The 24,471-nt window shown below is 64.0% G+C and carries 24 protein-coding genes; 16 read left to right on the top strand and 8 right to left on the bottom strand.

Translation table 11 applies throughout. The features are described 5' to 3' along the window. Nucleotides 1-323 precede the first annotated feature (323 nt). Nucleotides 324-1,100 (bottom strand): VOC family protein, encoded by a 777-nt coding sequence (locus B015_RS0115640; protein ID WP_026227331.1) that lies wholly within the window; start codon nucleotides 1,098-1,100, stop codon nucleotides 324-326. A 268-nt stretch (nucleotides 1,101-1,368) separates the two neighbouring features. Here B015_RS0115640 and B015_RS0115635 point away from each other — a divergent pair, with 268 nt between their 5' ends. The 8 genes from B015_RS0115635 (at nucleotide 1,369) to B015_RS30975 (ending at nucleotide 8,143) form a co-directional block, all read left to right on the top strand. After that, entirely contained in the window at nucleotides 1,369-2,721 is a 1,353-nt protein-coding gene (locus B015_RS0115635; protein ID WP_018428658.1) for an NAD(P)-dependent oxidoreductase, read from the top strand. Between the two features lie 11 nt (nucleotides 2,722-2,732). After that, nucleotides 2,733-4,046, top strand: a complete 1,314-nt coding sequence (gene preA, locus B015_RS0115630) for an NAD-dependent dihydropyrimidine dehydrogenase subunit PreA (protein WP_018428657.1) — start codon at nucleotides 2,733-2,735, stop codon at nucleotides 4,044-4,046. A gap of 10 nt (nucleotides 4,047-4,056) precedes the next feature. Continuing rightward, on the top strand, nucleotides 4,057-4,443 hold the full coding sequence (locus B015_RS0115625) for a nuclear transport factor 2 family protein (RefSeq protein ID WP_018428656.1): 387 nt from the start codon (nucleotides 4,057-4,059) through the stop codon (nucleotides 4,441-4,443). A 101-nt stretch (nucleotides 4,444-4,544) separates the two neighbouring features. After that, nucleotides 4,545-4,943 carry an AprI/Inh family metalloprotease inhibitor gene (locus B015_RS0115620; RefSeq protein ID WP_210162988.1) on the top strand — a complete coding sequence of 133 codons (399 nt, stop codon included), beginning with the start codon at nucleotides 4,545-4,547 and terminating at the stop codon, nucleotides 4,941-4,943. 91 nt (nucleotides 4,944-5,034) lie between these two features. Further along, a complete protein-coding gene (locus tag B015_RS0115615; protein ID WP_018428654.1) occupies nucleotides 5,035-5,559 on the top strand; it encodes an Rrf2 family transcriptional regulator in 525 nt (174 codons plus the stop codon). A 4-nt stretch (nucleotides 5,560-5,563) separates the two neighbouring features. Then, nucleotides 5,564-6,022, top strand: coding sequence for a carboxymuconolactone decarboxylase family protein (locus tag B015_RS0115610; RefSeq protein WP_018428653.1), 459 nt, complete (start codon nucleotides 5,564-5,566; stop codon nucleotides 6,020-6,022). A gap of 69 nt (nucleotides 6,023-6,091) precedes the next feature. Further along, a complete protein-coding gene (locus B015_RS0115605; protein WP_040456797.1) occupies nucleotides 6,092-6,469 on the top strand; it encodes a DoxX family protein in 378 nt (125 codons plus the stop codon). A gap of 1,077 nt (nucleotides 6,470-7,546) precedes the next feature. Beyond that, nucleotides 7,547-8,143, top strand: a complete 597-nt coding sequence (locus B015_RS30975; protein ID WP_198292861.1) for an EF-hand domain-containing protein — start codon at nucleotides 7,547-7,549, stop codon at nucleotides 8,141-8,143. Nucleotides 8,144-8,178: 35 nt separating this feature from the next. On the opposite strand, the gene B015_RS0115590 is transcribed toward B015_RS30975, so the two are convergent. Next, complete coding sequence (locus B015_RS0115590; RefSeq protein WP_018428649.1) at nucleotides 8,179-8,814, bottom strand: TetR family transcriptional regulator C-terminal domain-containing protein; 636 nt, start codon at nucleotides 8,812-8,814, stop codon at nucleotides 8,179-8,181. Nucleotides 8,815-9,052: 238 nt separating this feature from the next. Between B015_RS0115590 and B015_RS0115585 the strand changes: the two genes are divergently transcribed. From B015_RS0115585 to B015_RS0115545, 8 genes are all read left to right on the top strand, one after another. Beyond that, complete coding sequence (locus B015_RS0115585; RefSeq protein WP_026227330.1) at nucleotides 9,053-10,381, top strand: aspartate aminotransferase family protein; 1,329 nt, start codon at nucleotides 9,053-9,055, stop codon at nucleotides 10,379-10,381. Nucleotides 10,382-10,581: 200 nt separating this feature from the next. Next, nucleotides 10,582-11,832 (top strand): Zn-dependent hydrolase, encoded by a 1,251-nt coding sequence (locus B015_RS0115580; RefSeq protein WP_018428647.1) that lies wholly within the window; start codon nucleotides 10,582-10,584, stop codon nucleotides 11,830-11,832. Nucleotides 11,833-11,981: 149 nt separating this feature from the next. Further along, nucleotides 11,982-13,433 (top strand): dihydropyrimidinase, encoded by a 1,452-nt coding sequence (gene hydA, locus B015_RS0115575; RefSeq protein ID WP_018428646.1) that lies wholly within the window; start codon nucleotides 11,982-11,984, stop codon nucleotides 13,431-13,433. A gap of 244 nt (nucleotides 13,434-13,677) precedes the next feature. Continuing rightward, nucleotides 13,678-14,499 carry an ABC transporter ATP-binding protein gene (locus tag B015_RS0115570; RefSeq protein ID WP_018428645.1) on the top strand — a complete coding sequence of 274 codons (822 nt, stop codon included), beginning with the start codon at nucleotides 13,678-13,680 and terminating at the stop codon, nucleotides 14,497-14,499. A gap of 5 nt (nucleotides 14,500-14,504) precedes the next feature. Then, complete coding sequence (locus B015_RS0115565) at nucleotides 14,505-15,383, top strand: ABC transporter permease (protein WP_018428644.1); 879 nt, start codon at nucleotides 14,505-14,507, stop codon at nucleotides 15,381-15,383. Next, on the top strand, nucleotides 15,380-16,513 hold the full coding sequence (locus B015_RS0115560) for an ABC transporter permease (RefSeq protein ID WP_018428643.1): 1,134 nt from the start codon (nucleotides 15,380-15,382) through the stop codon (nucleotides 16,511-16,513). The genes B015_RS0115565 and B015_RS0115560 overlap by 4 nt, the downstream gene beginning before the upstream one ends. Nucleotides 16,514-16,563: 50 nt before the next feature. Then, nucleotides 16,564-17,535, top strand: coding sequence for an ABC transporter substrate-binding protein (locus B015_RS0115555; protein WP_026227328.1), 972 nt, complete (start codon nucleotides 16,564-16,566; stop codon nucleotides 17,533-17,535). 444 nt (nucleotides 17,536-17,979) lie between these two features. Beyond that, nucleotides 17,980-18,294, top strand: a complete 315-nt coding sequence (locus B015_RS0115545) for an EthD family reductase (RefSeq protein WP_018428640.1) — start codon at nucleotides 17,980-17,982, stop codon at nucleotides 18,292-18,294. Nucleotides 18,295-18,428: 134 nt separating this feature from the next. Here the strand turns inward: B015_RS0115545 and B015_RS30965 are convergent, their stop codons facing one another. The 6 genes from B015_RS30965 to B015_RS0115515 form a co-directional block, all read right to left on the bottom strand. Next, on the bottom strand, nucleotides 18,429-18,722 hold the full coding sequence (locus tag B015_RS30965) for a hypothetical protein (protein ID WP_018428639.1): 294 nt from the start codon (nucleotides 18,720-18,722) through the stop codon (nucleotides 18,429-18,431). A gap of 10 nt (nucleotides 18,723-18,732) precedes the next feature. Further along, entirely contained in the window at nucleotides 18,733-20,421 is a 1,689-nt protein-coding gene (locus tag B015_RS0115535; RefSeq protein ID WP_018428638.1) for a glycosyltransferase family 39 protein, read from the bottom strand. A gap of 7 nt (nucleotides 20,422-20,428) precedes the next feature. Continuing rightward, entirely contained in the window at nucleotides 20,429-20,758 is a 330-nt protein-coding gene (locus tag B015_RS0115530) for a lipid-A-disaccharide synthase N-terminal domain-containing protein (RefSeq protein WP_018428637.1), read from the bottom strand. Further along, a complete protein-coding gene (locus tag B015_RS0115525) occupies nucleotides 20,755-21,471 on the bottom strand; it encodes a glycosyltransferase family 2 protein (protein ID WP_018428636.1) in 717 nt (238 codons plus the stop codon). Before B015_RS0115525 ends, B015_RS0115530 begins: the two co-directional genes overlap by 4 nt. A gap of 149 nt (nucleotides 21,472-21,620) precedes the next feature. Beyond that, nucleotides 21,621-23,270: a thiamine pyrophosphate-binding protein gene (locus tag B015_RS0115520; protein ID WP_018428635.1), complete on the bottom strand. Its 1,650-nt coding sequence runs from the start codon at nucleotides 23,268-23,270 to the stop codon at nucleotides 21,621-21,623. Next, the gene (locus tag B015_RS0115515; protein ID WP_018428634.1) at nucleotides 23,267-24,442 is read right to left on the bottom strand and encodes a CaiB/BaiF CoA-transferase family protein; all 1,176 of its coding nucleotides are present in this window, start codon (nucleotides 24,440-24,442) and stop codon (nucleotides 23,267-23,269) included. The genes B015_RS0115520 and B015_RS0115515 overlap by 4 nt, the downstream gene beginning before the upstream one ends. Nucleotides 24,443-24,471 lie beyond the last annotated feature (29 nt).

Here is a 24,471-nt window from a genome sequence, read left to right as displayed (position 1 = left end):
CGGGTCCTTGCCTTGACGTCTCGCCTGGGATGACGTGCGCGCACTTGCCTTCTCCCCCTGTGGGAGAAGGTGGATCGGCGCGCAGCGCCGAGACGGATGAGGGGTGCTGGACGAAATGAGAGGGCGCAAAAGGAAGTGCAGGAATGGCGCACAACCTTAAAGGTGGCACTCCGTCCAGCGCCCCTCATCCGCCGGCTCTCCCGGCCCTCCGCTAAGGCTCCGGGCGTTCGTTGTTGGAAAAGCCAAATCGTTGGCTTTTCCTGGCCTTCGGCCACCACTCCTCACCCCACAAGGGGAGAAGGCAGCAGAGCGCACCTCCGTGCCTACCTCACCGGCGCCAGCAAGGCGAAGTGGGCACCTTGCGGGTCCTGGCATTGCACGATCCACTGGCCGCCGGGCACCTGCATCGGTCCCATCAGCGTCTTGCCGCCATTGTCGGTGACGCGCCGGGTGGCGGCGTCGATGGCGGCGACGTTGAAGTAGAACTGCCAGGCCGGCGCAGGCATCTGCTCGGGCTTGTTCATCATGCCGCCGATCATGCCTTCGCCGGCGTTGAACATCTGGTAGATGCCCATTTCACCCATGTCGAACTGCTCGTCCTTGCCCCAGCCGAACTCGGTCGAATAGAAGTCGAGGGCCTTTTGCCAGTCGGTGGTGAAGAGTTCGTGCCAGCCGACATGCCCCAACGTGTCCAGCGGCACCGCCGGCTGGTCGGGACCGTTTGGCCGCAGGAACATGAAAGCCGCGCCCTGCGGGTCGGCGACGACGGCAAAGCGCCCGACGCCGGGGATATCGTCAGGCGCCCTGAAGACGGCGCCGCCGGCCTTTGTCAACGACGCCACCGAGGCGTCGACATCGCCTGTGTTGATGTAGCCGATCCAGGCGGGTGGCATGCCCATCTTCCTGGCTTCGTCAGGCAGGTTCATCAGGCCGCCGACACCGCGGTCGCCGGCATGGACGACGATGTAGCGGGGCATGCCCGGCGTCTTGTCGAAGGGTTCGGCGCGCCAGCCGACGACTGAGGTGTAGAAGGCCTCAGCGGCGTCCAGGTCGGTCGTCATCAATTCGTACCAGAAGAAGGATTGCGGGGTATGCGGCATGATCCGGCTCCCTTGCATTTGCTGCCGTCTTTGGTCGGCGCATCGATCGCCGTGGTGCGGCAGGACCATCATAGGACGCCGACCCCGACGGAATTCCGACAGGATCGTGAAATTTACTGCGATGCAGCAACTATTGGGAACAAATCATGACAACAAAAGTCATGTTAATTTTAGGCGATTTCAATCACTTAGCTTGAAAATTGACCAATTGATAAAAAAATAGAAAGTGCTACGCTTCCTCAAAATCAATAAAAACTGGGGAACTGGAATGGCAGAAGGTCTTTTCAAGGAAGGCATAGTCGGCGGCCGCCTTGAGTCAGCTCAATACGCCGAGAATTTCTCCGACCTGCACCCGCCGCTCGACCATCACGAGGCGCTGGTCGAGTCCGATCGTTGCTATTTCTGCTACGACGCGCCGTGCATGCAGGCATGTCCGACATCGATCGACATTCCGATGTTCATCCGCCAGATTTCGACCGGCAATCCGATGGGGTCGGCCAAGACGATCTTCGACCAGAACATCCTCGGCGGCATGTGCGCCCGCGTCTGCCCGACCGAGACACTGTGCGAAGAGGTCTGCGTCCGCGAGGTCGCCGAAGGCAAGCCGGTGCAGATCGGCCGCCTGCAGCGCTACGCCACCGACGTGGCGATGGAGGAGGGCAAGCAGTTCTACAAGCGCGCCGCTGCGACCGGCAAGAAGATAGCCGTCGTCGGCGCCGGCCCCGCAGGTGTTGCCGCGGCCCACAGGCTCGCCCGCCATGGCCATGAGGTCACCATCCTCGAGGCCCGGCCCAAGGCCGGCGGCCTCAATGAATATGGCATCGCTGCCTACAAGAGCACCGACGACTTCGCCCAGGCGGAGGTCGATTACGTGACCGCCATCGGCGGCATCACGACCGAGAACGGCAAGGCGCTCGGGCGCGACTACCATCTCGCCGACCTCACCGCGTCTTACGACGCCGTGTTCCTCGGCCTCGGCCTCGCCGGCGTCAACGCGCTGCGCGCCGAAGGCGAGGACGCCGATGGCGTTGCCAATGCCGTCGACTTCATCTCGACCCTGCGCCAGGCAAGCGACCTTGCGAGCTTGCCGGTCGGACGCCGTGTCGTCGTTATCGGCGGCGGCATGACGGCGGTCGACGCCGCCGTGCAGTCCAAGCTGCTCGGCGCCGAGGAGGTGACGATCTGCTATCGCCGCGGCCAGGAGCACATGAACGCTTCGGTCTTCGAACAGGATCTGGCGGCGGCCAACGGCGTCGTCATCCGTCACTGGCTGCAGCCCAGGAAGGTGGTCTCCGAAGGCGGCAAGGTCGTCGCCATCGAGCTCGAATACACCGCCATGAAGGGCGACAAGCTGTCGGGCACCGGTGAGACGGTGCGGCTTGTGGCCGATCAGGTGTTCAAGGCCATCGGACAGAGCTTCGAGGCCTCGACGCTCAATGGCAGCGGGCCCTCGGTTGCCATGGAAGGCGGCCGCATCAAGGTCGACGGGGAGGGACGCACGTCGCTGGCCAAGGTCTGGGCCGGCGGCGACTGCATTTTCGGCGGCGACGACCTGACGGTTTCGGCGGTGGCGCAAGGCCGCGACGCGGCTGAATCCATCAACCGCGCCTTGATGAGCTAAGGGAGGCTGAGATGGCAGACATTCGCAATAATTTCGTCGGCATCAAGTCGCCCAACCCGTTCTGGCTGGCGTCTGCGCCGCCGACCGACAAGGCCTACAACGTCGTCCGCGCCTTCAAGGCAGGCTGGGGCGGCGTGGTGTGGAAGACGCTTGGCGAGGAAGGCCCGCCCGTCGTCAACGTCAACGGTCCGCGCTATGGCGCGATCTGGGGCGCCGACCGGCGCCTGCTCGGCCTCAACAACATCGAGCTGATCACCGACCGCGACCTTCAGACCAATCTGCGCGAGATCAAGCAGACCAAGATGGAGTGGCCCGACCGGGCCATCGTCGTGTCGCTGATGGTGCCTTGCGTCGAGGAGGCCTGGAAGGCGATCCTGCCTGTGGTCGAGGAGACCGGCGCCGACGGCATCGAGCTCAATTTCGGCTGCCCGCACGGCATGTCGGAACGCGGCATGGGTGCGGCCGTCGGTCAGGTGCCCGAATATATCGAGATGGTGGTGCGCTGGTGCAAGGCAAACACCCGCATGCCCGTCATCACCAAGCTCACGCCCAACATCACCGACGTGCGCAAGCCGGCGCGGGCAGCACTTGCCGGCGGCACCGACGCGGTGTCGCTGATCAACACCATCAACTCGATCACAGGCGTCGATCTCGACAGCTTTGCGCCGCAGCCGACCATCGACGGCAAGGGCTCGCATGGCGGCTATTGCGGCCCGGCGGTCAAGCCGATCGCCATGAACATGGTGGCCGAGATCGCGCGCGATCCTGAAACCGCCGGCCTGCCGATCTCCGGCATCGGCGGCATCACCACCTGGCGCGATGCGGCCGAATTCATGGCGCTGGGCGCCGGCAACGTTCAGGTCTGCACGGCGGCCATGACCTATGGCTTCAAGATTGTGCAGGAGATGATCGCCGGTCTCGAAAACTGGATGGACGAGAAGGGCCACAAGTCGCTCGACGACATCGTCGGCCGCGCCACGCCCAATGTCACCGACTGGCAGTATCTCAACCTCAACTATGTCGCCAAGGCGCATATCGACCAGGACGCCTGCATCAAGTGCGGCCGCTGCCACATCGCCTGCGAGGACACCTCGCACCAGGCGATCACCAGCATGCTCGACGGCGCCAGGCATTTCGAGGTGATCGAAGAAGAGTGCGTCGGCTGCAATCTGTGCGTCAATGTCTGCCCGGTCGAGGGCTGCATCACCATGGAGCCGCTGGCCGTTGGCGCCATGGACAAGCGCACCGGCAAGCCTGTGTCGCCCAACTACGCCAACTGGACGACCCATCCCAACAACCCGATGGCCAAGGTGGCCGCGGAATAGGGAGCGAGCCATGGGCGACAGGAGCGAGATCGTTGAACTCGCTCTTGCCTGGGCGGGTGCGATCGTCTCCAACGACGCTGTCGCCATTGGCGGCTTCATGGCCGACGATTGGATCATCGTCGGCCCCGACGGCGCGACCGCGAAGGCGGATTTTCTCGCGCAGGTGGCCTCCGGCGACCTCACTCACGACATGATGCGCAGCGTCGGCGAGCCCAGGGTGGCGATCCATGGCACGATGGCGGTCTGCACGGCGCGGGTGATCAACAGCGGCCACTTTCGCGGCCGGCGGTTCTCTGCCGACGAATGGACCACCGACGTCTTCGTCCGTCACGATATGGGCTGGACCTGCGTTCTCAGCCACGTGACGCCGGCGCAAGGTGCGCCCGATCCCGGCTGATCGTCTCGAGGGCCGATCCCGGCCAGCCCGACAATCTCGACAAAGGCGCACGCATGCCGATATCGTCCGGCTGTGAGGCGGGAGGGCCTGGAATGCGTCTGATGGGGGCGGGAATTCTGGTCGCGGCAGGCCTGCTGACCGGCGCGGCTCTGGCCGACGATCTCAAGTCACTGGACCTCGATACGCTCGACAAGGCCGAGGTCGAGGACTTTCTCGGCAAATGGGAAATCCGCGACGAGAGCGGCGACAAGCGCTGCGACGTCGTGCTCAAGCGCGACATGACCATCGGCGGCATGCAGATCGAGGTCGATCCGGCCTGCGCCAAGGTTTTCCCTGTCATGGACGACATCGCCGCCTGGCGCCTCAAAGAGGGCTGGGCGATCGATCTTGTCGATGCCGTCAGGCAGATGCGCCTGCGCTTCGAAGTGCCAGACGTTACCTATGTCGCCATGCAGGACATCGACGGCATCTTCACCATCGAACAGCTGCCGAAGGACTGAGCATCCGGTCGTTCTTTCAAGATTTTCACATGGGCCTATTGCGGATAAAATTTATCCACGATATGAATTATCCACGATTAAGGAGGTGGCGATGAAGCTTGGTGACGGCGTGGAGGCGGCGATCCATTGCGCGGCGATGCTGGCTGGCGTCGACGGCGACGGCACCCTGCCGGGCAATGCCATGGCGGAGGCTTTCGGCCTGTCGCCGAGCTATCTGCTCAAGCATCTCAAGGCGCTGACGGCGGCGAAGGTGCTGGAGTCGGTGCCGGGCCCCAATGGCGGCTACCGGCTGGCCCGGTCGGCCGACAGGATCACGCTGCTCGACATCGTGTTGGCGATCGAGGGCAGGGAACCGGCATTTCGCTGCGGCGAGATCAGGCAGAAGGGCAACTACGCACTCGAGCCTGCGGCCTATGTAAAACCCTGCGGCATCAATGTCGCCATGCTCAAGGCCGAGCGCGCCTATCGCACAGCACTCGGCGAGACGCGGCTCTCCGATATCGTCGCCGACTTCACCGCCAACACCGACCAGCGCATCGTCGCCGCCAGCTGCGCCTTCGTCGCGTCGAACCAGCGGCCGCAGAATACCCGACCCAAGACACAAGCAAGAGGATGATACCATGAAGCAGAGGCTCAATTTCTTCGCCGCCGCGCCTGAACTGATGAAGCAGGTGGTGGCGCTGAACACGGCAATCAACGAATGCGGGCTGGAACACGGCCTGCTTCACCTGATCAAGCTCAGGGCGTCGCAGATCAACGGCTGCTCCTATTGCGTCGACATGCACAACCGCGAGGCCAAGCAGGATGGCGAGACTGAACAGCGCCTGTGGCTGGTCGCTGCCTGGAAGGAATCGCCGCTGTTCAGCGACCGCGAGCGCATGGCCTTTGCCTGGACCGAGACGGTGACCAACATCGCCGACGCCGGCGTGCCGGCCGAGCTTTATGCGGAAGCGCTCAAGCATTTCTCGGCCGAAGAGCTGGTCAAGCTCACGCTGGCGGTCGGCATGATCAACACCTGGAACCGGCTGTGCGTGGCTTTCCACGCCCTGCACCCCGTCGCGGCCGCCAAGGCCGCCTGACCTCAGCAATTCGCCCAACATCAGAGTCATTTTCAGCGGTCGCCGATGGCGGCCGCACAAGGAGCTGTCATGTTCGAAAGTGATATTTTGGCGCTGGCTGTCGTCGGCCGCCTCCTGCTCGGCGGCGCCTTCGTCTTTGCCGGCCTGCGCAACATCGCCAACTCAAGGCTTCTGTCGGGAATGATGACGGCGCGCGGTGTGCCGCAGGCTCGATTAGTGCTGTGGGCCGGCATCGTGCTGCAGATCGTTGCCGGACTGATGCTGGCGGCCGGCTTTCATGCGGTCTATGCGGCGTCGGCCCTGATCGTCTTCCTGATCGCCGGAACGCTGATGTTCAACAATTTCTGGGATCACCAGGGGGCGGATCGCGCCCAGCGAATCAACGGCGTGGTCAGCAATGTTGCGCTGGCGGGCAGTTTTCTCCTGGTGATCGCAGCGGGAAACTAAAAATCGAGGAGATGAGAAACTATAGCTCGGCGGGCTGGCAGCCTCGCTATGTTTCGAATACCAATCTCTTATGGTGGGACTGACCTTCAAGCATCTGAACCTTGACTGGAACGCGGACCCAAATGCTCCCTGCGTCGAGCTATCTGTCGAAGGCGACACGGTCCGAATAGAATTTTTGCTGAACCATTGGGCCTATGATGCCCGCGCCGGAGAAATTGGCGTCCTGGCCTTTGGAAGCTGCAGTCGTTGGCGCTGGGACAGCACGAACGATCACGCATGGTTCGCGGGAGAGGGATTGTTCAGCGGGGCCGCGCCCGAATGGGGCGAATTCTATGAGGTGAGTGGCGATGCCAGGCCAGTCAGGGCCGGCGATTGGGAAACAATCTCGCCGGACGCGCCGAACTCGCGCCAGTTCCTGTTTTACTTTCGGGATGACACGCTCGAGATTGTGGCTGGCAACTGGGCATTCGAAAGATATGGCGGAACGCGGTCATCCAATTCCCCTCAACTCAGAATGCCAGGACCTCTCGGTCGAGCCTTGAATTGGTTCTCCCGAAGGTGACGGACGAAGCGACATCTCGAATCAACGGTGACGTCAGCAACGTGGCGCTGGTGGGCTTCCGCCGGTGATCGCAGCGGGTGGCTGGTGCAGTCGGCGGCGAAGATGTTGATTCAGCCTTGCCTGCCAAGTTGCTCTGATCAAAGAACTTTCTTCTGCTTCCGTGGACGGTGTTCGCACAGCGGTCGTGTCTTCAAACGAGATGAAATCAGTCTGTCCGGACACGAAAACGCCTGCATCGGGACGCCTCTGGTGTTTCAATGAATGCTGCGGCCTGTCCTGATCGGCGGGCCGCCAAGCCGACGGCGAAGATGAGATGCGCCATGACCCGAGCCCCCAAGAAAAGCGAAACGCTGGAAATCCGGATTCCTCATGAGACCAAGCAGGCTCTGATGGCCCGCAGCCGGGCCGAGGGGAAGCCGGCCAGCGAGGTCGTGCGCAGTTTCATCGACGCCTATCTGGCCGAAGCGGCATGTCCAACCCAGCCCGCATCGGGCCCGACAGCATGGGAAAGAAACATGACCAGACTTCGCCTCTACGCACGGCCCTCGATGGCCCTTTTCGCCACGCTCGTCGCGGTCGGCGGCGTCGGCCTCGCCGTGTCGCCGGCAACCGCGCTGCCCGACCTGCAGGCCGCGTTCAAGCAGCTGGACGCCGACGGCAATGGCGCGCTCAGCCCCGACGAGTTCGGCGGCAAGCTGATCAGCAAGTTCGCGCGCGGCGCAACCGCCGCAGCCGAGCCTCCGGCCGAGCCGAAGCCCGACAAGGCCGAGCCCGGCCTGATGTTCGTCATGCGCGTTGCCCCCGAAGCGGGCAGCAAGCCGGTGGCTCTGTCGGTGCGCGTGCCCGCAGGCGAGGGGCCGAAACAGGATCGCGCCGGCGAATTCGGGAAGATGGACCTCGACGGCGACGGCCGGCTGAATTTCAGCGAGTTCGAAGCGCATCACCGCGCTCTTGTCGACAGGGCCTTTGCCGCGGTCGATGCCGACAAGGATGGTTTCCTGTCGGCCCGGGAAGTCGGCGGCGACGGCGATCGTCCCGCCGTGATCGCTGCCTTCGATCGCGATGCCGACGGCAGGCTCTCGCGCGACGAATTCATGGCGCCAAGGCCGTAGCGGGCAGAAAGCAGGGGGCTGGCCGCCCGGCGCGGTCAGTCGCCCTTGGGTCTGAGGCCCTCGAGGAACAGCTGTTCGAGAAATCGGGCTGCATCCTCGAAGCGGCCGTCGCCGCCGCGGTTCGGGCCAAGCACGGCGCGGACCTGGACGTCGAAGTCGGCATAGTGCTGGGTCGTCGCCCAGATGGCGAAGATCAGGTGCCAGGGGTCGGTCCTGGCAATCTTGCCCGCCCGCATCCACCCCTTGATGACCTCGACCTTTTCGTCGACCAGTTCCTTCAGTTCGCCTTCGAGCATCGGCATGATGCGCGGCGCACCCTGCAGGATCTCGTTGGCGAAGAGGCGGCTTTCGCGCGGATAGTCGCGCGCCATTTCGAGCTTGCGCCTGATGTAGCTCCTGAGCTCGGTCATCGGGTCGCCGATGTTGTCGAACTCCTTCAGCGGCGCCAGCCAGGTTTCCAGCAGCCGGTGCATCAGCGTTTCGTGGATGTCTTCCTTGCGGCGGAAATAATAGAGCAGATTGGGTTTCGACATGCCCGCCGCCTCGGCGATCTGGTCGATGGTCGAGCCGCGGAAGCCGTTGGCCGAGAACACCTCGAGTGCCGCTTCGAGAATGACTTCTCGCTTCTCCTGCTGGATGCGGGTGCGGCCGCGGGGTGTCGAGCCTTCCATGGTCACCACATTTCGTGTTGGGGGAGGAAAACCGGAGCGATCTGGACCAATCCGCTGGACCAGTTCTTGCCGACCTGTGGAGCGCGCCCCGGACGCTTCATTTCCGATAGTAATCCCTTGACCGCCGATGCGGCGGTGCTAACGTTTGTCCAATCGGTCAAAAAATTGCGTAGCACGAAAGCGCGCCAAAGACCAAGCGTTGGCCAAACCTAACAGGGGAAGAAAGGGAGCTTGGTCCATGTCCGACAGGCTGAAAGTCACGCCTAACGATCTCAGTGCATTCTGGATGCCGTTCACCTCGAACCGGCAGTTCAAGCAGGCGCCACGCATGATGGTCGCCGCCAAGGACATGCACTACACGTCCAGCGACGGACGCAAAATCCTCGACGGCACCGCAGGCCTGTGGTGCGTCAATGCCGGCCACTGCCGGCCCAAGATCACCGAAGCGATCCAGAAGCAGGCCGCAGAGCTCGACTATGCGCCGGCCTTCCAGATGGGGCATCCGATCGTCTTCGAACTGGCCAACCGCCTCGTCGACATCGCGCCCGAAGGCATGGACCATGTGTTCTTCACCAATTCCGGTTCGGAATCGGTCGACACCGCGCTGAAGATGGCGATCGCCTACCAGCGCGTGAAGGGCGAGGGCGCGCGCACCCGCCTCATCGGCCGCGAGCGCGGCTATCACGGCGTCAATTTCGGCGGCATCTCGGTCGGCGGCATCGTCACCAACCGCAAGATGTTCGGCACGCTTCTGGGCGGCGTCGACCACATGCCGCATACCCACCTGCCGGCCAAGAACGCCTTCACCAAGGGCGAGCCGGAATATGGCGTCGAGCTGGCCGACGAGCTGGAGCGCATCGTCACCCTGCATGACGCCTCGACCATCGCTGCCGTCATCGTCGAGCCGGTCGCCGGCTCCACCGGCGTGCTGATCCCGCCGAAGGGCTATCTGCAGCGCCTGCGCGACATCTGCACCAAGCACGGCATCCTGTTGATCTTCGACGAGGTCATCACTGGTTTCGGCCGTCTCGGCACGCCGTTTGCGGCCGACTATTTCGGCGTCGTCCCCGACATCATCACCACTGCCAAGGGCGTGTCGAACGGCGTGATCCCGATGGGCGCGGTGTTCGTGAAGAAGGAAATCCACGACGCCTTCATGACTGGCCCGGAGCATCTCATCGAGTTCTTCCACGGCTACACCTATTCGGGCAACCCGATCGCCTCGGCCGCGGCACTTGCGACCCTCGACACCTACAAGGAAGAGGGGCTTCTCACCCGCGGCGCCGAACTTGCACCCTACTGGGAAGAGGCGCTGCATTCGCTGAAGGGCGAGCCGCATGTCATCGACATCCGCAACATCGGCCTGATCGGGGCGATCGAGCTTCAGCCGATTGCCGGCGCTCCGACCAAGCGTGCCTTCTCGGCCTTTGTGAAGGCGTTCGAGCGCGGCGCGCTGATCCGCACCACCGGCGACATCATCGCGCTGTCGCCGCCGCTCATCATCACCAAGGGCCAGATCAACGAGCTGATCGATCATGTCCGCGAAGTGCTAAGGATGATCGACTGATTTTTGCCCGCGCGCCCCTGGTGGGCGCGCGGCGCATGGAGCCCGGACCCTGATGGCGCCGTCATCAGGGTCTTGCTCCGACAAGGACAGGAGTTCCGCTCCTTGCGGGCGGGGCTTCGGGCGAAAGCCTGACAACGGAAAGCCAGCGCCGGGAACCGCTGGGATTTCCGGGCAGAACAAGAGAATGAGAGGACGTCACCATGGCCGCCCCAGGCGAAAATCTGCGAATCAATTCAGACCGTTTGTGGGATTCGCTGATGGAAATGGCGAAGATCGGCCCCGGCATCGCCGGCGGCAACAATCGCCAGACGCTGACCGATGAGGACGGCGAGGGCCGTCATCTTTTCAAGAAGTGGTGCGACGAAGCCGGGCTCGACATGGGCGTCGACGAGATGGGCACCATGTTTGCCCGCCGCGAGGGCACCGATCCCGAGGCGTTGCCAGTCTATGTCGGCAGCCATCTCGACACGCAGCCGACGGGCGGCAAGTTCGATGGCGTGCTGGGCGTGCTCGGTGGCCTCGAAGTGATCCGCAGCCTCAACGACCTGGGCATCAAGACCAGGCATCCGATCGTGGTGACCAACTGGACCAACGAGGAAGGCACCCGCTTTGCGCCGGCCATGCTGGCGTCGGGCGTGTTTGCCGGCGTGCTCGGCCAGGACTGGGCCTATGAGCGCAAGGACGCGCATGGCAAGCTGTTCGGCGACGAGCTGGCGCGCATCGGCTGGAAGGGCACCGAGAAGGTCGGAGCCCGCAAGATGAAGGCCTTCTTCGAGCTGCATATCGAGCAGGGGCCGATCCTCGAGGACGAGGACATCGAGATCGGCGTGGTCACCCACGGCCAGGGCCTGAAGTGGCTGCAGGTGACGCTGACCGGCCGCGAGAGCCACACCGGCTCGACGCCGATGCCCAAGCGCCGTAACGCCGGCCTCGGCATGGCCAGGGTGACCGAACTGGTGCACGAGATCGCCATGGACTACCAGCCCGATGCCGTTGGCGCTGTCGGCCACATGGAGGTCTATCCGAACTCGCGCAATATCATCGCCGGCCGCACCGTCTTCACCATCGATATCCGCTCGCCGGAGAAGGAGGTGCTGGACACGATGGATGCGCGCATCCGCGAGGGCATCGCCACCATCTGCGAGGCGCTGGATATCTCCTACGAGATCGAGCAGGTCGGCCATTTCGATCCGGTCGCCTTCGACAAGGATTGCGTCAAGGCCGTGCGTGATGCCGCCGAACGGCTCGGCTACAGCCACCGCGACATCGTCTCGGGCGCCGGCCACGATGCCTGCTGGATCAACCGCGTGGCGCCGACGGCAATGGTGTTTTGTCCATGCGTCGACGGCTTGAGCCACAACGAAGCCGAGGAGATCTATCCGGAATGGGCCGCCGCCGGCTGCGACGTGCTGTTCCATGCCGTGGTCGAGACGGCGGAGATCGTCGAGTGAGTTTTTCGACCGACATTGCCGCGCCGGCAGCCTTTTCCCTTGTTGGGGAAGGGCTTTCTGCGCTTTGCCTGCGCGGAGTGGCTGTCCTTACATGATCTGAACCATGCCGAAGCGCTCACAAGAAGCGCGGCAGAAATTGGGGAACTGAAATGAGCAAAGTCATCAGAAATGGCACCATCGTCACGGCCGACCGGACGTGGAAGGCCGACGTGCTGATCCAGCATGGCAAGATCGTCGCCATCGGCGAGAATCTGCACGCCGACCACGAGTTCGACGCTACCGGCTGCTACATCATGCCCGGTGGCATCGACCCGCATACCCATCTCGAAATGCCGTTCATGGGCACATATTCGGCCGACGACTTCGAGAGCGGCACGCGTGCGGCGCTGTCCGGCGGCACCACGATGGTGGTCGATTTCTGCCTGCCGTCGCCGGGGCAGTCGCTGCTCGAAGCGCTGCAGATGTGGGACAACAAGACCTCCAAGGCCTGTTCCGACTACTCTTTCCACATGGCGATCACCTGGTGGGGCGAACAGGTGTTCAACGAGATGGCCCAGGTCGTCGACAAGGGCATCACCTCGTTCAAGCACTTCATGGCCTACAAGGGCGCCCTGATGGTCGACGACGACGAGATGTATTCGTCGTTCAAGCGCTGCGCCGAGCTCGGCGCGCTGCCATTGGTCCATGCCGAGAATGGCGATGTGGTGGCTCAGCTGTCGGCCAAGCTTCTGGCCGAAGGCAACAACGGGCCCGAGGCGCATGCCTATTCGCGGCCGCCCGAGGTCGAGGGCGAGGCGACGAACCGCGCCATCATGATCGCCGACATGGTGGGCAGCCCGCTCTATGTCGTTCACACCTCCTGCGAGCAGGCGCATGAGGCGATCCGCCGGGCCCGGCAGAAGGGCATGCGCGTCTATGGCGAGCCGCTGATCCAGCACCTGGTGCTCGACGAGACCGAATATTTCAACAAGGATTGGGATCACGCCGCACGCAGGGTGATGAGCCCGCCCTTCCGCAACAAGCTGCACCAGGATTCCCTGTGGGCCGGCTTGCAGGCGGGCTCGCTGCAGGTGGTGGCGACCGACCATTGCTCGTTCACGACCGCGCAGAAGCGCACCGGCGTCGGCAATTTCACCAAGATCCCCAACGGCACCGGCGGCCTCGAAGATCGCATGCCGGTTCTGTGGACCAAGGGCGTCAACACCGGCCGCCTGACGATGAACGAGTTCGTCGCGGTGACCTCGACCAACATCGCCAAGATCCTCAACATGTATCCGAAGAAAGGCGCCATCGTCGAAGGCGCAGATGCCGACATCATTGTCTGGGATCCCAAGCGCAAGAAGACGATCGCGGCCAAGACCCAGCAATCGGTCATCGATTACAACGTCTTCGAGGGCATCGAGGTGACGGGCCTGCCGCGCTTCGTCTTCACCCGTGGCGAACTGGCGATCCAGGAGCACGAGGTCAGGGCCAATCCCGGCCATGGCGAGTTCGTCGCCCGCGAGCCGCATGCCGCCGTCAACCGGGCGCTGTCGCAGTGGAAAGAGATCACTGCGCCGCGCAAAGTCGAACGCACAGGCATCCCGGCGACGGGCGTGTGATCAGGATGCGGCGGCTGGTCGAGACGGCCGCCGACGCATCGTTGCTGGCCCCGTCCGGAACGGCGGGGTGCAGTCCATGAATTCGCGCTGGCGATTTTCAGGTACCGTGAAGGGATGGCGGCCGCGCAGCGCGGCAGCAGGACGCGCCGGGCATTGTGTGCCGGCGACAGGAAAAACATCCCGATCAAGTGGACGCTTCCCTCATCTTCGGAGAGGATGGCACTATGTGGGGTAAAGTCGGGCAATGCTCATGACAGTCAATCAAGCCACGGCGACAAGCGTCGAACAGAACGCCGTCGTCGAAGCCAGAAAACTGGGGCTGACCTTTCAGACCAATGACGGCCCGGTGAGGGCGCTTTCGAATGTCGACCTGACCATCAACAAGGGCGAGTTCGTCTCGTTTATCGGCCCCTCTGGCTGTGGCAAGACGACCTTCCTGCGTGTCATCGCCGATCTCGAAAAGCCGACCGAGGGCACCATCTCGATCAACGGCATGTCGCCCGAGCAGGCGCGCGAGGCGCGGGCCTATGGCTATGTCTTCCAGGCGGCGGCACTGCTGCCGTGGCGGACCATCGAGCGCAATGTGGGGCTGCCGCTCGAGATCATCGGCCTGCCCAAGACCGAGCAGCAGGAGCGCATCAAGCGCACCATGGACCTCGTCAATCTCTCGGGCTTCGAGAAGAAGTATCCCTGGCAGCTGTCCGGCGGCATGCAGCAGCGCGCCTCGATCGCGCGCGCGCTCGCTTTCGACGCCGACCTTTTGCTGATGGACGAGCCGTTCGGCGCGCTCGACGAGATCGTGCGCGACCATCTCAACGAGCAGCTTTTGCAGCTGTGGCGGCGGACCAACAAGACGATCTGCTTCGTCACCCACTCGATCCCGGAGGCGGTGTATCTGTCGACGCGCATCGTGGTGATGTCGCCGCGTCCAGGCCGTGTCACCGACGTGATCGAATCGACGCTGCCGCGCGAGCGGCCGCTCGACATCCGCGAGACGCCGGAGTTCCTGGCGATAGCGGCGCGTGTGCGCGATGGCCTCAGGGCCGGCCATTCCTACGAGGATTGAGCCGCATGGACCGGATCAGGGACAAGATCATCCCGGTGCTGACAATCCTCGCCGCTCTCGTAGCCGTGTGGTATGTCGCAGCCGTGCTGATGAACACGCCGTTCCAGCGCGACCTCGACCGGCGCGCCGGCGAGACGCCCACGACGATGGAGTTCATCGGCAAGACGCTGTCGCAGCCCAAGCCGACTCTGCCCGCACCGCACCAGGTGGCGCAGAACTTCTTCGAAAACACCTTCCTCAGGAAGGTCACCAGCAACCGCAGTCTCGTCTACCATGCGTGGGTAACGCTGTCGTCGACGCTGCTGGGCTTCGCCTTCGGCACCGCGCTCGGCATCCTGATCGCCGTCGGCATCGTTCATGTGCTGGCGCTCGACCGCAGCCTGATGCCGTGGATCATCGCCTCGCAGACCATCCCGATCCTTGCTGTGGCGCCGATGATCATCGTGGTGCTGGCGGCGATCGGCATCACCGGGCTGATCCCCAAGGCGCTGATCTCGACCTATCTGTCATTCTTCCCCGTGGCTGTCGGCATGGTGAAGGGCCTGCGATCGCCCGAGGTCATGCATCTCGACCTGATGCACACTTACAATGCGAGCGCCTCGCAGACCTTCTGGAAGCTGCGCGTGCCGGCGTCGGTGCCGTTCCTGTTTGCCTCGATGAAGGTGGCAGTGGCGGCGAGCCTCGTCGGCGCCATCGTCGGCGAATTGCCGACGGGTGCAGTGGCCGGCATTGGCGCCAAGCTGCTCGCCGGCGCCTATTACAGCCAGACCATCGACATCTGGTCGGCGCTGGTCGCAGGTTCGGTGGTGGCGGCGATGCTGGTGGTGCTTGTCGGCATGGTCGGCAAGCTGGTCGAACGTTCCATGGGCGGGAGGCCGGCATGAGTTTTTCCAGACTGTCCTGGCAGGTCGGGCTGGCCTTGGTGCTGTGCGCTGTCGCCATGACCACGATGCCCATGCTTGCGCCCGAGGCGGCAGCACCGATGTCCAACGGCATGTCGACGCTTGTCATCGGGCTGGTTGCGTTGAGTGCCGTGGCTTCCTTCGCCATGTTCTCGGGCGCTGCCAGTGCTGCCGTGCTTTTCGTCGGAGCGCATGGGGCTGCCTGGCTGCTGATTGCGGGTATTGCCGGCAATGAAGGCATGGCGCGTTTGCCATATTTCCTGCTGCTGGCGGCCGCATGGCTGCTCGCCTGGCGCTGCGTCGCCATCCTGTCGGCGCTGAAGCCAAGAGCGTCGCAGGCAAAGACCTTCCTCAGGCTGCTGATCCCGGCGATCTTCGGCGCATGGATCCTGATCATCTGGGAGGCGGTGACGCGCGGCGCGGGCATTCCGTTCATCCTGCTGCCGCCGCCAAGCTCGGTCGCGGCACGCATCGCAAGCTCGCTGCCCATCCTGGTGGCCGACGTGCGGCAGACGATCTTCAAGGCCGTGCTGTTCGGCTACATCGTCGGCTGCGGCGCCGGCTTCGTGGTCGCTATCCTCGCCGACCGGGTGGCGTTCCTGCGCCGGGGCCTGCTGCCGATCGGCAACATGGTGTCGGCGCTGCCGATCATCGGCGTGGCGCCCATCATGGTGATGTGGTTCGGCTTCGACTGGCAGTCGAAGGCGGCCGTGGTCATCATCATGACCTTCTTCCCGATGCTGGTGAACACCGTTGCCGGCCTCGCCGCCTCCGGTCACATGGAGCGCGACCTGATGCGGACCTATGCGTCGAGCTACTGGCAGACGCTGTTCAAGCTCAGGCTGCCGGCAGCGGCACCCTTCATCTTCAACGCGCTGAAGATCAACTCGACGCTGGCGCTGATCGGCGCCATCGTGGCCGAATTCTTCGGCACGCCTGTCGTCGGCATGGGCTTCCGCATCTCGACGGAGATCGGCCGCATGAATGTCGACATGGTCTGGGCGGAGATCGCTGTTGCGGCTCTGGCCGGTTCCGTCTTCTATGGCGTGGTCGCACTCGCGGAGAGGGCCACCACATTCTGGCATCCGTCCGTCCGTGGTGGACGGGCGTGACCTGAGCTCCTGGGCGGGGCCGCGGTCCAACTACAGAGGGAAAAGAAGAAATGAGAGGACTTGTAGTTTCGTTGATGGCCGGGGCGATGTCGCTTGCCGCGGCGCAGGCGATGGCAGCCGACAAGGTGACGCTGCAGCTGAAATGGGTGACACAGTCGCAGTTCGGCGGCTACTACGTCGCCAAGGACAAGGGTTTCTACAAGGAGGAAGGCCTCGACGTCGACATCAAGCCGGGTGGCCCCGACATCGCGCCTGAGCAGGTTATCGCCGGCGGCGGCGCCGACGTCATCGTCGACTGGATGGGCGGCGCGCTGGCTGCCCGCGACAAGGGCGTGATGCTGGTCAACATCGCCCAGCCCTACAAGAAGGCCGGCATGGAGCTGGTCTGCCCGAAGGACGGGCCGATCAAGTCCGAAGCCGACTTCAAGGGCCACACGCTGGGCGTCTGGTTCTTCGGCAACGAATATCCGTTCTATGCCTGGATGAACAAGCTCGGCATTCCGACCGAAGGCGGCAAGGACGGCGTGACCGTGCTGAAGCAGAGCTTCGACGTGCAGCCGCTGATCCAGAAGCAGGCCGACTGCATCTCGGTCATGACCTACAACGAGTACTGGCAGCTGATCGACGCCGGCTACAAGCCGGAAGACCTGACGGTCTTCAACTATACGGCGATGGGCGTCGACCTGCTCGAGGATGGCCTCTACGTGATGGAGGACAAGCTCAAGGATCCGGCCTTCGAAGACAAGATGGTGCGTTTCGTGCGCGCCTCGATGAAGGGCTGGAAATACGCCGTCGACAATCCTGACGAGGCCGCCGGCATCGTCGTCGAAAATGGCGGCCAGGACGAGAACCACCAGAAGCGCATGATGGGCGAGGTGGCCAAGCTGATCGACAATGCCGACGGCAAGCTGATCGAGGCGGCCTACGACCGCACCGCCAAGGCGCTGCTCGACCAGAAGATCATCACCAAGGAGCCTTCGGGCGCCTGGACGGCTGCGATCACCGACAAGGCGATCAAGTAATTGGCCGATCAAGCAGCCTTTGCTGCGTGACAATTTGAAAGGGGCGGGCAACCGCCCCTTTTTCTTTGCGCATCACACGGTGGCTGGAGCGCCGCCGGCATGCCCGGCGGCGGCAGCGCGCTGCCCGCCGATGGCGCCTATGACCATGATGCCTTGCGCCTCGAGATGGCCGCGCGCGGCGCATGGGCCAATATCAAGCCGAATGCCCGGTAGCAAACGCCGCCGCCGTCTGGCGCCTTCCTCTATTGCTACCGGAGCCTCGTCGAGCGCTTCTTCAGCAAACTCACGTACTTCCATGTCGTCGTCACCGGCCTCCAAAGCACTGCGAAAGCTACCTTGCTCTCGTCAGGCTGGCTTCAGCCGAAATCTGGATGCGCTTTACGTACCGGTGAGCTAGAAAGGCCCCTCGAACGCTCGGAGAGACGTTCAGGCAGGAGCCAGACCATGATCAAGATGAGCGTCTACTATCCGGCCAATGGCGGCTCGAAGTTCGATCACGACTACTACCGCACCCGCCATATGCCACTGATCCAGGAACGGCTCGGCGATGCCTGCCTGCGCTACGAGATCGACAAGGGCCTTGCGGGTCGCGAACCTGGAAGCGCGCCGGAGTTCGTCGCGGCGTGCCATGTCTACTCGCCGAATCTGGCGACATTCCAGGAGGCGTTGGGTCCTCACCGCGCGGAGATCGCCGCGGACGTCGCCAACTATACGGACATCGCCCCCATCGTGCAGATCAGCGAAGTCGTTGAAGGGTAGGGTTTCGGCGCGTCAGGCGTTGCGTTGAACGTTCCGGCATCGGCGAGGCGGGCGACCGCCGCTTTTTGTCGGATTGAAGATCTTTTGTGGAATTGAAAAAAAAGCGGCGACCCTCAAGGCTTGCCCCTGTCGGCTCAGCCGATCTCGCGCTTCAACCGATCTGCAAGGTTCCATGCGTTCGACCGCAATGTGTCGAGGCGCTTGTTCTCAGTTTCAAGCGGCTGTCCGCTCTTGTGAAGTACAAGATCGTCCAGCGATCCCATGCCGCCAAAGAGGTCCAGAAACCGCGTCAGGCTATATGCATCCGAACGGGCCGCTGTGTCCGCCGCCTGGCTGACCCTGCCTGACCAGAAATCTTCGCCATTCTGTTCGAGCAGGCTCTCCAACTTGCGCATTGCCTCGAGGAGAGCCTGAACATCCGGGGCCATGCCCGCGGCCTTACCGGGCCAGGGTGTAGAAGGTCAGCGCGCGGGGCTCGCCCTTGGAATAGTTCATGCCCTCGATGCTGCCGATCTCCTTGAGCGCGTCCGCGCCACCGGGGACGGCGGCAAGGAAGTGCTGGCTCTCGGCGGCTCCGACCACGGCAATGCCGCAGGCGGGATCGGCTGTCAGTGCTGCGGCGGCGCCGGCGCCGTCGGTCAGCAAGGTCCTGGTTCCCGCAAGGAAGACGAGGCTGGGCTCGCCATATCCGGCTGAAATCAGCGTCGAGGTCGGGCACGGCTTCAACTGTTCGAAGCGCTGGGCGATCTCCGGGCTGAGCCACACCGGCTTGAGCGGCGGCAGCACCTTGGTGGTGAGCACGCCGAAAGCTGCGGCGGCCGCGGCGGCCGCAAAGGCTATGCGCTTGACCGGATCCATGTTGTCGGGCGCGCCGATGCCGTAGCGGGCGGCAATGAGGACCAGCAGGGCGGCCAGCAGTCCCCACCAGGAGACGTAGCCGAGGAAATAGGGCGTGATGCCGAAGGCGATGGCGGCAAGGCCGATGCTGATGCCGAACATGCCGAAGGCGCAAACCTTGCGCAGCCACTGCTGCCAGCGAGCGAGCTCGACGGTGGCGGCAGACGCGTCGGTGAGCGTCCATGCCATCAGCAGGATCATCGCCGGATAGGCCGGCAGGGCATAATGCGGCAGCTTGGTCGGGATCGCCTCGATGGCGATCCAGTAGGGCAGGTACCAGGCAAGGCAGAACAGCAGCCGCGGGTCCTCACGGAAACTGCGCAGCGCCTTGAGCCCGCCTTCGAGCGCCACCAGCGCGAAGGGCCACATGAACACCGAATAGGTGAGGAAATAATAGCCGGGCGGGAAACCATGCGATTCCTGGCCGGAGCCGACCTTCGAGAGCAGATCCTTGCCGACGGATTCCTGCCAGAACTCGGAGCCGGTCTTGATCGTGATCAGCACCAGCCAGGGGGCCGCGACCAGCAAGGTCAGCAACAGGCCCGTGAAGGGGCGCAGCTTGCGCAGCCAGCCGCGATCGCGGTCGAAGATGACAAGCGCTGCGATGGTGAGCAGGCTGAGGAAGGGGATGACCGGACCCTTGATGAGCAGCGCCAGCCCCTGGGCGAACCAGAACAGCCAGTTGGCGCGGCCCTGGGGCCTGCCGGCCTTGTGGCCGAGATAGATGGCGGCAAGCGATCCCTGGGCCAGAAGTGCTGTGGCGAGCAGGGTCGCATCGGTCTTGGCGATGCGTGCCTCGAAACCGAGCATCAAGATGCCCATGAGGCCGAGGCCGGCGATGAGGCCGGCTGATGGACCGAACATGCGGCTGCCGATGACGGTCAGCGCCAGCACCGAGAAGGTGGCCGCCAGGACCGAGATCAGCCGGTAGACCCAGATCGGCGCTTCGCTGCCCTGGCCGCTGACGAGGACGGCGGCCGACTGCAGCCAGTAGATGCCGGCGGGCTTCTTGTAGCGCGGCACGTCCTGGAAGCGGATGTCGACATAGTCGCCGGTCTCGACCATCTGCTTGGTCGCCTGGACGAAGCGCGACTCGTCGCGGTCGGTCGGCGGAAGCGTCGAAATGCCGGGAATGAAGGCGAACAGGCAGAGTGCCGCCAGCATCAGATAAGTGAGCGGGGCCAATGCCTTGCGCGGTGTTTCCGAGAGATTGATTCCGGCAGCCGACATCAGCTGATCACTCGGTCTCGGACATGGCGGCGCGGCGCTCGTTGGCGATGAGCCAGAGATTGCGGATGTAGATGAAGAGGCCGAGGCCCTGGCCGGCGATGAACACCGGATCCTGGCGCTGGATGGCATAGATCAGCAGCAGGGCGCCGCCGCCGAGCGAGAAGAACCAGAAGGCGACAGGCACGACCGAGCGCTTGGCGCGCTCCGAAGCCAGCCATTGCACGACGAAGCGCATGGTGAACATGCCCTGGGCGACGAAGCCGAGCAGAATCCAGCCGTCGAACTGCGCGATGAAGACGTCGTGCAACCAGGTGCCGAGTTCGGAAATGAGGTTCATTGGCCCAGCTCCTGGACTGAAGGCACGACCTTGCGTCGGCGGCGCAGCCACCAGACGCCGGTGAGGTCGAGGATGCCGCGCAGGCCGCGGTCGAGAATGCCGTAGTTGGACTTGCCGTGGATGCGCGAGCGGTCGACGACGTCGACATGGACCACGCCGCGGCCTTCGCGGATCACGAGTGCCGGCAAATAGCGGTGCCAGCCGTCGAAATAGGGCAGCTGGCGGAACAGGCTGGTGTGCACCGCCTTGAGGCCGCAGCCGGAATCGCGGGTGCCGTCGCGCAGGATGCGCTCGCGCAGGCCGTTGGCGAAGCGCGACGACATCTGCTTGAGTTTGGTGTCGGTGCGCTTGAGGCGCTGGCCGGCGGCAATGCCGATGGCCGGGCCGGCGGCGACAAGCGCGTCGGCGAGTTTCGGCAGATAGGCGGGATCGTTCTGGCCGTCGCCGTCCATGGTGACGACGATGTCGCCTTTGGCGGCGAAGACGCCCGAGCGAACCGCGGCGCTCTGGCCGGCCGAGCGGTCGTGCCTGACATGGCGGAGGCGGCCGGCGCTGCGCGCGAGCTCGGCCAGCACATCGGCGGTGCGATCGGTGGAACCGTCGTCGACGACGATCACCTCATAGTCGCGCCCGGCCATGGCGGCGTGAACCTCGCCGACCAGGATCGGCAGGTTCTCAGCCTCGTTCTTGCACGGAATGACGATTGAAATCATCAGCTTGCCTGGGGAGAGTTGCGTCTACATTGCGAAATGCGCGGCCTCAATAGCATCAAAGCCGCGCATTTGCCACGACGCTTGCACTTTCCCTCGGGGCAAGCCTTGGCTTGTCCCTGGGCAAGCCTCAGCTTGTCCCCGTGCAAGGCTCAGCGCTTGTCCCTGATGTCGCTCAGCGTGCGCATCGGCGTGATCGCCTCCGGGTCGAGCTTGATCTCGATGATCGCAGGCTTGCCGCTGGCGCGGGCCCGTTCGAAGGCGGCGGCGAACTCGTCTGTCTCGTTCACCGTCTCGCCATGGCCACCATAGGCTCGGGCGAGTGCTGCGAAATCCGGGTTCTTGAGATCGGTCGCCTCGACGCGGCCCGGATACTCACGCTCCTGGTGCATGCGGATGGTGCCGTAGATGCCGTTGTTGACGACGATCACGATGATCGGCAGGCCATATTGCACGGCGGTGGCGAACTCCTGGCCGTTCATCATGAAGCAGCCGTCGCCGGCGAAGGCCACGACGACGCGATCCGGGAACAGGGCCTTGGCGGCGACTGCAGCCGGCGTGCCGTAGCCCATCGAACCCGACGTCGGCGCGCCCTGCGTGGCGTAGCGGCGGAAGCGGTGGAAGCGGTGTACCCAGGTGGCGTAGTTGCCAGCGCCATTGGTGAGGATCGCATCCTCGGGCAGCACCTTTTCCAGCCAGTTCATGATCGGGCCCATCTGGACCGGGCCCGGGCCGGTCAGCGGCGGCGTCGACCATTCGAGATAGGCCGCGTGCAGCGCCTTGGTGTTTTCGGCCCATGCCGGCGTAGCAGTCGGCTTGCGCTTGGCAAAGGCCTCGACGAAGGCAGCCGGCGACGCGTTGATGGCAATCGTCGGACGGTAGACGCGGCCAAGCTCATCGGCGTCGGCATGGATATGCACGAGCTTCTGGTCCGGGTAGGGGCTCTTGATCAGCGTGTAATCCGACGACGGCATTTCGCCGAAGCGGCCACCGACCAGAAGCACCACGTCGGCATCCTTGATCGCCTTGGCGATTTTCGGGTTGACGCCGATGCCGACGTCGCCGGCGTAGTTGTCGTGCAGGTGGTCGAACAGCATCTGGCGGCGGAACGAAACGCCGACCGGCAGCGACCAGGCTTCCGAAATCTTCTTCATGCTTTCGACCGCCTCGGCGCTCCAGCGCGTGCCGCCAAGGATGACGAAGGGGTTTTTGGCGCCGTTGAGCAGGGCCTCGAGCTTTGCCAGCTCCTCGTCGCCGGGACGGGTCTCGACCTGCATGGCCGGCAGGGCGGCGGGGGCCTCGACGACGCTGGTCAGCATGTCCTCGGGCAGCGAGACGACGACGGGGCCGGGACGGCCTGACGTGGCGACGGAGAAGGCGCGGGTCAGCAATTCGGGAATGCGGGCGGCGTCGTCGATCTCGACCACCCATTTGGCGATGTCGCCGAAGAAGCGGCGATAGTTGACCTCCTGGAAGGCCTCGCGCTCCTTGGCGTGGCTCGCCACCTGGCCGATGAACAGGATCATCGGGATCGAGTCCTGCATGGCGATGTGCACGCCGGCCGACGCGTTGGTGGCGCCGGGTCCGCGGGTGACGAAGCAGATGCCGGGCTTGCCGGTGAGACGGCCGTGGCAGTCCGCCATCATCGCAGCGCCACCCTCCTGACGGCAGACGATGCTGCGGATCTTGGAATCATGCAGCGCGTCGAGCACGGCCAGGTAGGATTCGCCCGGCACGCAATACATGCGGTCGACGCCATTGGCTTCGAGTGCGTCGACGATCAGTTGTCCGCCGGTCTTCATTTTTCGTTCTTCTCCAGTTCGGCAAGGATTTCCGCGGTGTGTTCCCCGAGCCGCGGTGATGGTTTCTGATAGGCGAGAGGCGTTTCCGACATGACCATGGGCGCGCGCACCGAAGGCAGGGCGTTGCCGTGGCCGTCGTCGAGATCCATGCGCATGCCGCGGGCAATGGCCTGCGGGTCGGCGAAGGCCTGGCCGATAGTGTTGATCGGGCTGGCCGGCACGCCGGCCTTTTCCAGCAAGGCAAGCAGCGCCTCGCGCTCGAAGCCGGCGAGGGCCGCAACCATCTTTTCGCGCAATGCGACGCGGTTGGCGACGCGGGCCGAGTTGGTGGCAAACAGCGGGTCGGCGGCGATGTTTTCGAGGCCGACGATGGCGCAGAATTTCTGGAACTGGCCGTCATTGCCGACGGCGAGGATGAAATGCCCGTCCTTGACCGGCAGAACCTCGTAGGGCGCGATGTTGGGGTGGGCATTGCCCATCTGCACCGGAGAATTGCCCGACACCAGGTAGTTGAGGTTCTGGTTGGCGAGCACCGACATCTGGGTGTCGAACAGCGCCATGTCGACATGCTGGCCTTCGCCGGTTGCCTCGGCGTGGCGAAGGGCGGCCTGGATGGCAATGACCGAATAGAGGCCGGTGAAGATGTCGGTGACGGCGACGCCGACCTTCTGCGGCTCGCCGCCGGCGGGGCCGGTGATCGACATCAGGCCCGACATGCCCTGGACGATGAAGTCGTAGCCCGCGCGCGGCGCATAAGGGCCGGACTGGCCGAAGCCGGTGATCGAGCAATAGACCAGCTTGGGGTTGATCTTTTTCAGGCTCTCATAATCGAGGCCGTATTTCTTGAGGCCGCCGAGCTTGAAGTTCTCGATCAGCACGTCGGCGTCCGCGACCAGCCTGCGCACGATCTCAGAGCCTTCGGGGGTCGAGAAGTCGAGCGCGATCGAGCGCTTGCCGCGATTGCAGGAGTGGTAATAGGCGGCCGAGAGGTTCTCGCCGTCATGGCCGGTGACGAAGGGCGGCCCCCATTTGCGGGTGTCGTCGCCGCCGTCGGGATTTTCCACCTTGATGACATCGGCGCCGAGATCGGCGAGCAGCTGACCTGCCCAAGGGCCGGCGAGGATGCGGGCGAGTTCGATGACACGGACGCCACGAAGGGGCGGATTGCTCATGAGGCACCAGAAACCATTGCAGTCGCGCC

The sequence above is a fragment of the Hoeflea sp. 108 genome (genome assembly GCF_000372965.1).
In the GTDB taxonomy this organism is placed as follows: Bacteria; Pseudomonadota; Alphaproteobacteria; order Rhizobiales; family Rhizobiaceae; genus Aminobacter.
The sequence above is the reverse complement of the archived record's forward strand: the minus strand, read 5'-3'. Positions and strand labels throughout refer to the sequence as shown.

Coding starts and splice junctions, on each gene's coding strand:
- B015_RS0115605 (WP_040456797.1), top strand. CDS start 6,092: ATGTTCGAAAGTGATATTTTGGCGCTGGCTGTCGTCGGCCGCCTCCTG.
- B015_RS0115635 (WP_018428658.1), top strand. CDS start 1,369: ATGGCAGAAGGTCTTTTCAAGGAAGGCATAGTCGGCGGCCGCCTTGAG.
- hydA (WP_018428646.1), top strand. CDS start 11,982: ATGAGCAAAGTCATCAGAAATGGCACCATCGTCACGGCCGACCGGACG.
- B015_RS30975 (WP_198292861.1), top strand. CDS start 7,547: ATGACCAGACTTCGCCTCTACGCACGGCCCTCGATGGCCCTTTTCGCC.
- B015_RS0115585 (WP_026227330.1), top strand. CDS start 9,053: ATGTCCGACAGGCTGAAAGTCACGCCTAACGATCTCAGTGCATTCTGG.
- B015_RS0115530 (WP_018428637.1), bottom strand. CDS start 20,758: ATGAACCTCATTTCCGAACTCGGCACCTGGTTGCACGACGTCTTCATC.
- B015_RS0115515 (WP_018428634.1), bottom strand. CDS start 24,442: ATGAGCAATCCGCCCCTTCGTGGCGTCCGTGTCATCGAACTCGCCCGC.
- B015_RS0115625 (WP_018428656.1), top strand. CDS start 4,057: ATGGGCGACAGGAGCGAGATCGTTGAACTCGCTCTTGCCTGGGCGGGT.
- B015_RS0115640 (WP_026227331.1), bottom strand. CDS start 1,100: ATGCCGCATACCCCGCAATCCTTCTTCTGGTACGAATTGATGACGACC.
- preA (WP_018428657.1), top strand. CDS start 2,733: ATGGCAGACATTCGCAATAATTTCGTCGGCATCAAGTCGCCCAACCCG.
- B015_RS0115590 (WP_018428649.1), bottom strand. CDS start 8,814: ATGGAAGGCTCGACACCCCGCGGCCGCACCCGCATCCAGCAGGAGAAG.
- B015_RS30965 (WP_018428639.1), bottom strand. CDS start 18,722: ATGGCCCCGGATGTTCAGGCTCTCCTCGAGGCAATGCGCAAGTTGGAG.
- B015_RS0115525 (WP_018428636.1), bottom strand. CDS start 21,471: ATGATTTCAATCGTCATTCCGTGCAAGAACGAGGCTGAGAACCTGCCG.
- B015_RS0115560 (WP_018428643.1), top strand. CDS start 15,380: ATGAGTTTTTCCAGACTGTCCTGGCAGGTCGGGCTGGCCTTGGTGCTG.
- B015_RS0115580 (WP_018428647.1), top strand. CDS start 10,582: ATGGCCGCCCCAGGCGAAAATCTGCGAATCAATTCAGACCGTTTGTGG.
- B015_RS0115520 (WP_018428635.1), bottom strand. CDS start 23,270: ATGAAGACCGGCGGACAACTGATCGTCGACGCACTCGAAGCCAATGGC.
- B015_RS0115620 (WP_210162988.1), top strand. CDS start 4,545: ATGGGGGCGGGAATTCTGGTCGCGGCAGGCCTGCTGACCGGCGCGGCT.
- B015_RS0115615 (WP_018428654.1), top strand. CDS start 5,035: ATGAAGCTTGGTGACGGCGTGGAGGCGGCGATCCATTGCGCGGCGATG.
- B015_RS0115535 (WP_018428638.1), bottom strand. CDS start 20,421: ATGTCGGCTGCCGGAATCAATCTCTCGGAAACACCGCGCAAGGCATTG.
- B015_RS0115555 (WP_026227328.1), top strand. CDS start 16,564: ATGAGAGGACTTGTAGTTTCGTTGATGGCCGGGGCGATGTCGCTTGCC.
- B015_RS0115570 (WP_018428645.1), top strand. CDS start 13,678: ATGCTCATGACAGTCAATCAAGCCACGGCGACAAGCGTCGAACAGAAC.
- B015_RS0115610 (WP_018428653.1), top strand. CDS start 5,564: ATGAAGCAGAGGCTCAATTTCTTCGCCGCCGCGCCTGAACTGATGAAG.
- B015_RS0115565 (WP_018428644.1), top strand. CDS start 14,505: ATGGACCGGATCAGGGACAAGATCATCCCGGTGCTGACAATCCTCGCC.
- B015_RS0115545 (WP_018428640.1), top strand. CDS start 17,980: ATGATCAAGATGAGCGTCTACTATCCGGCCAATGGCGGCTCGAAGTTC.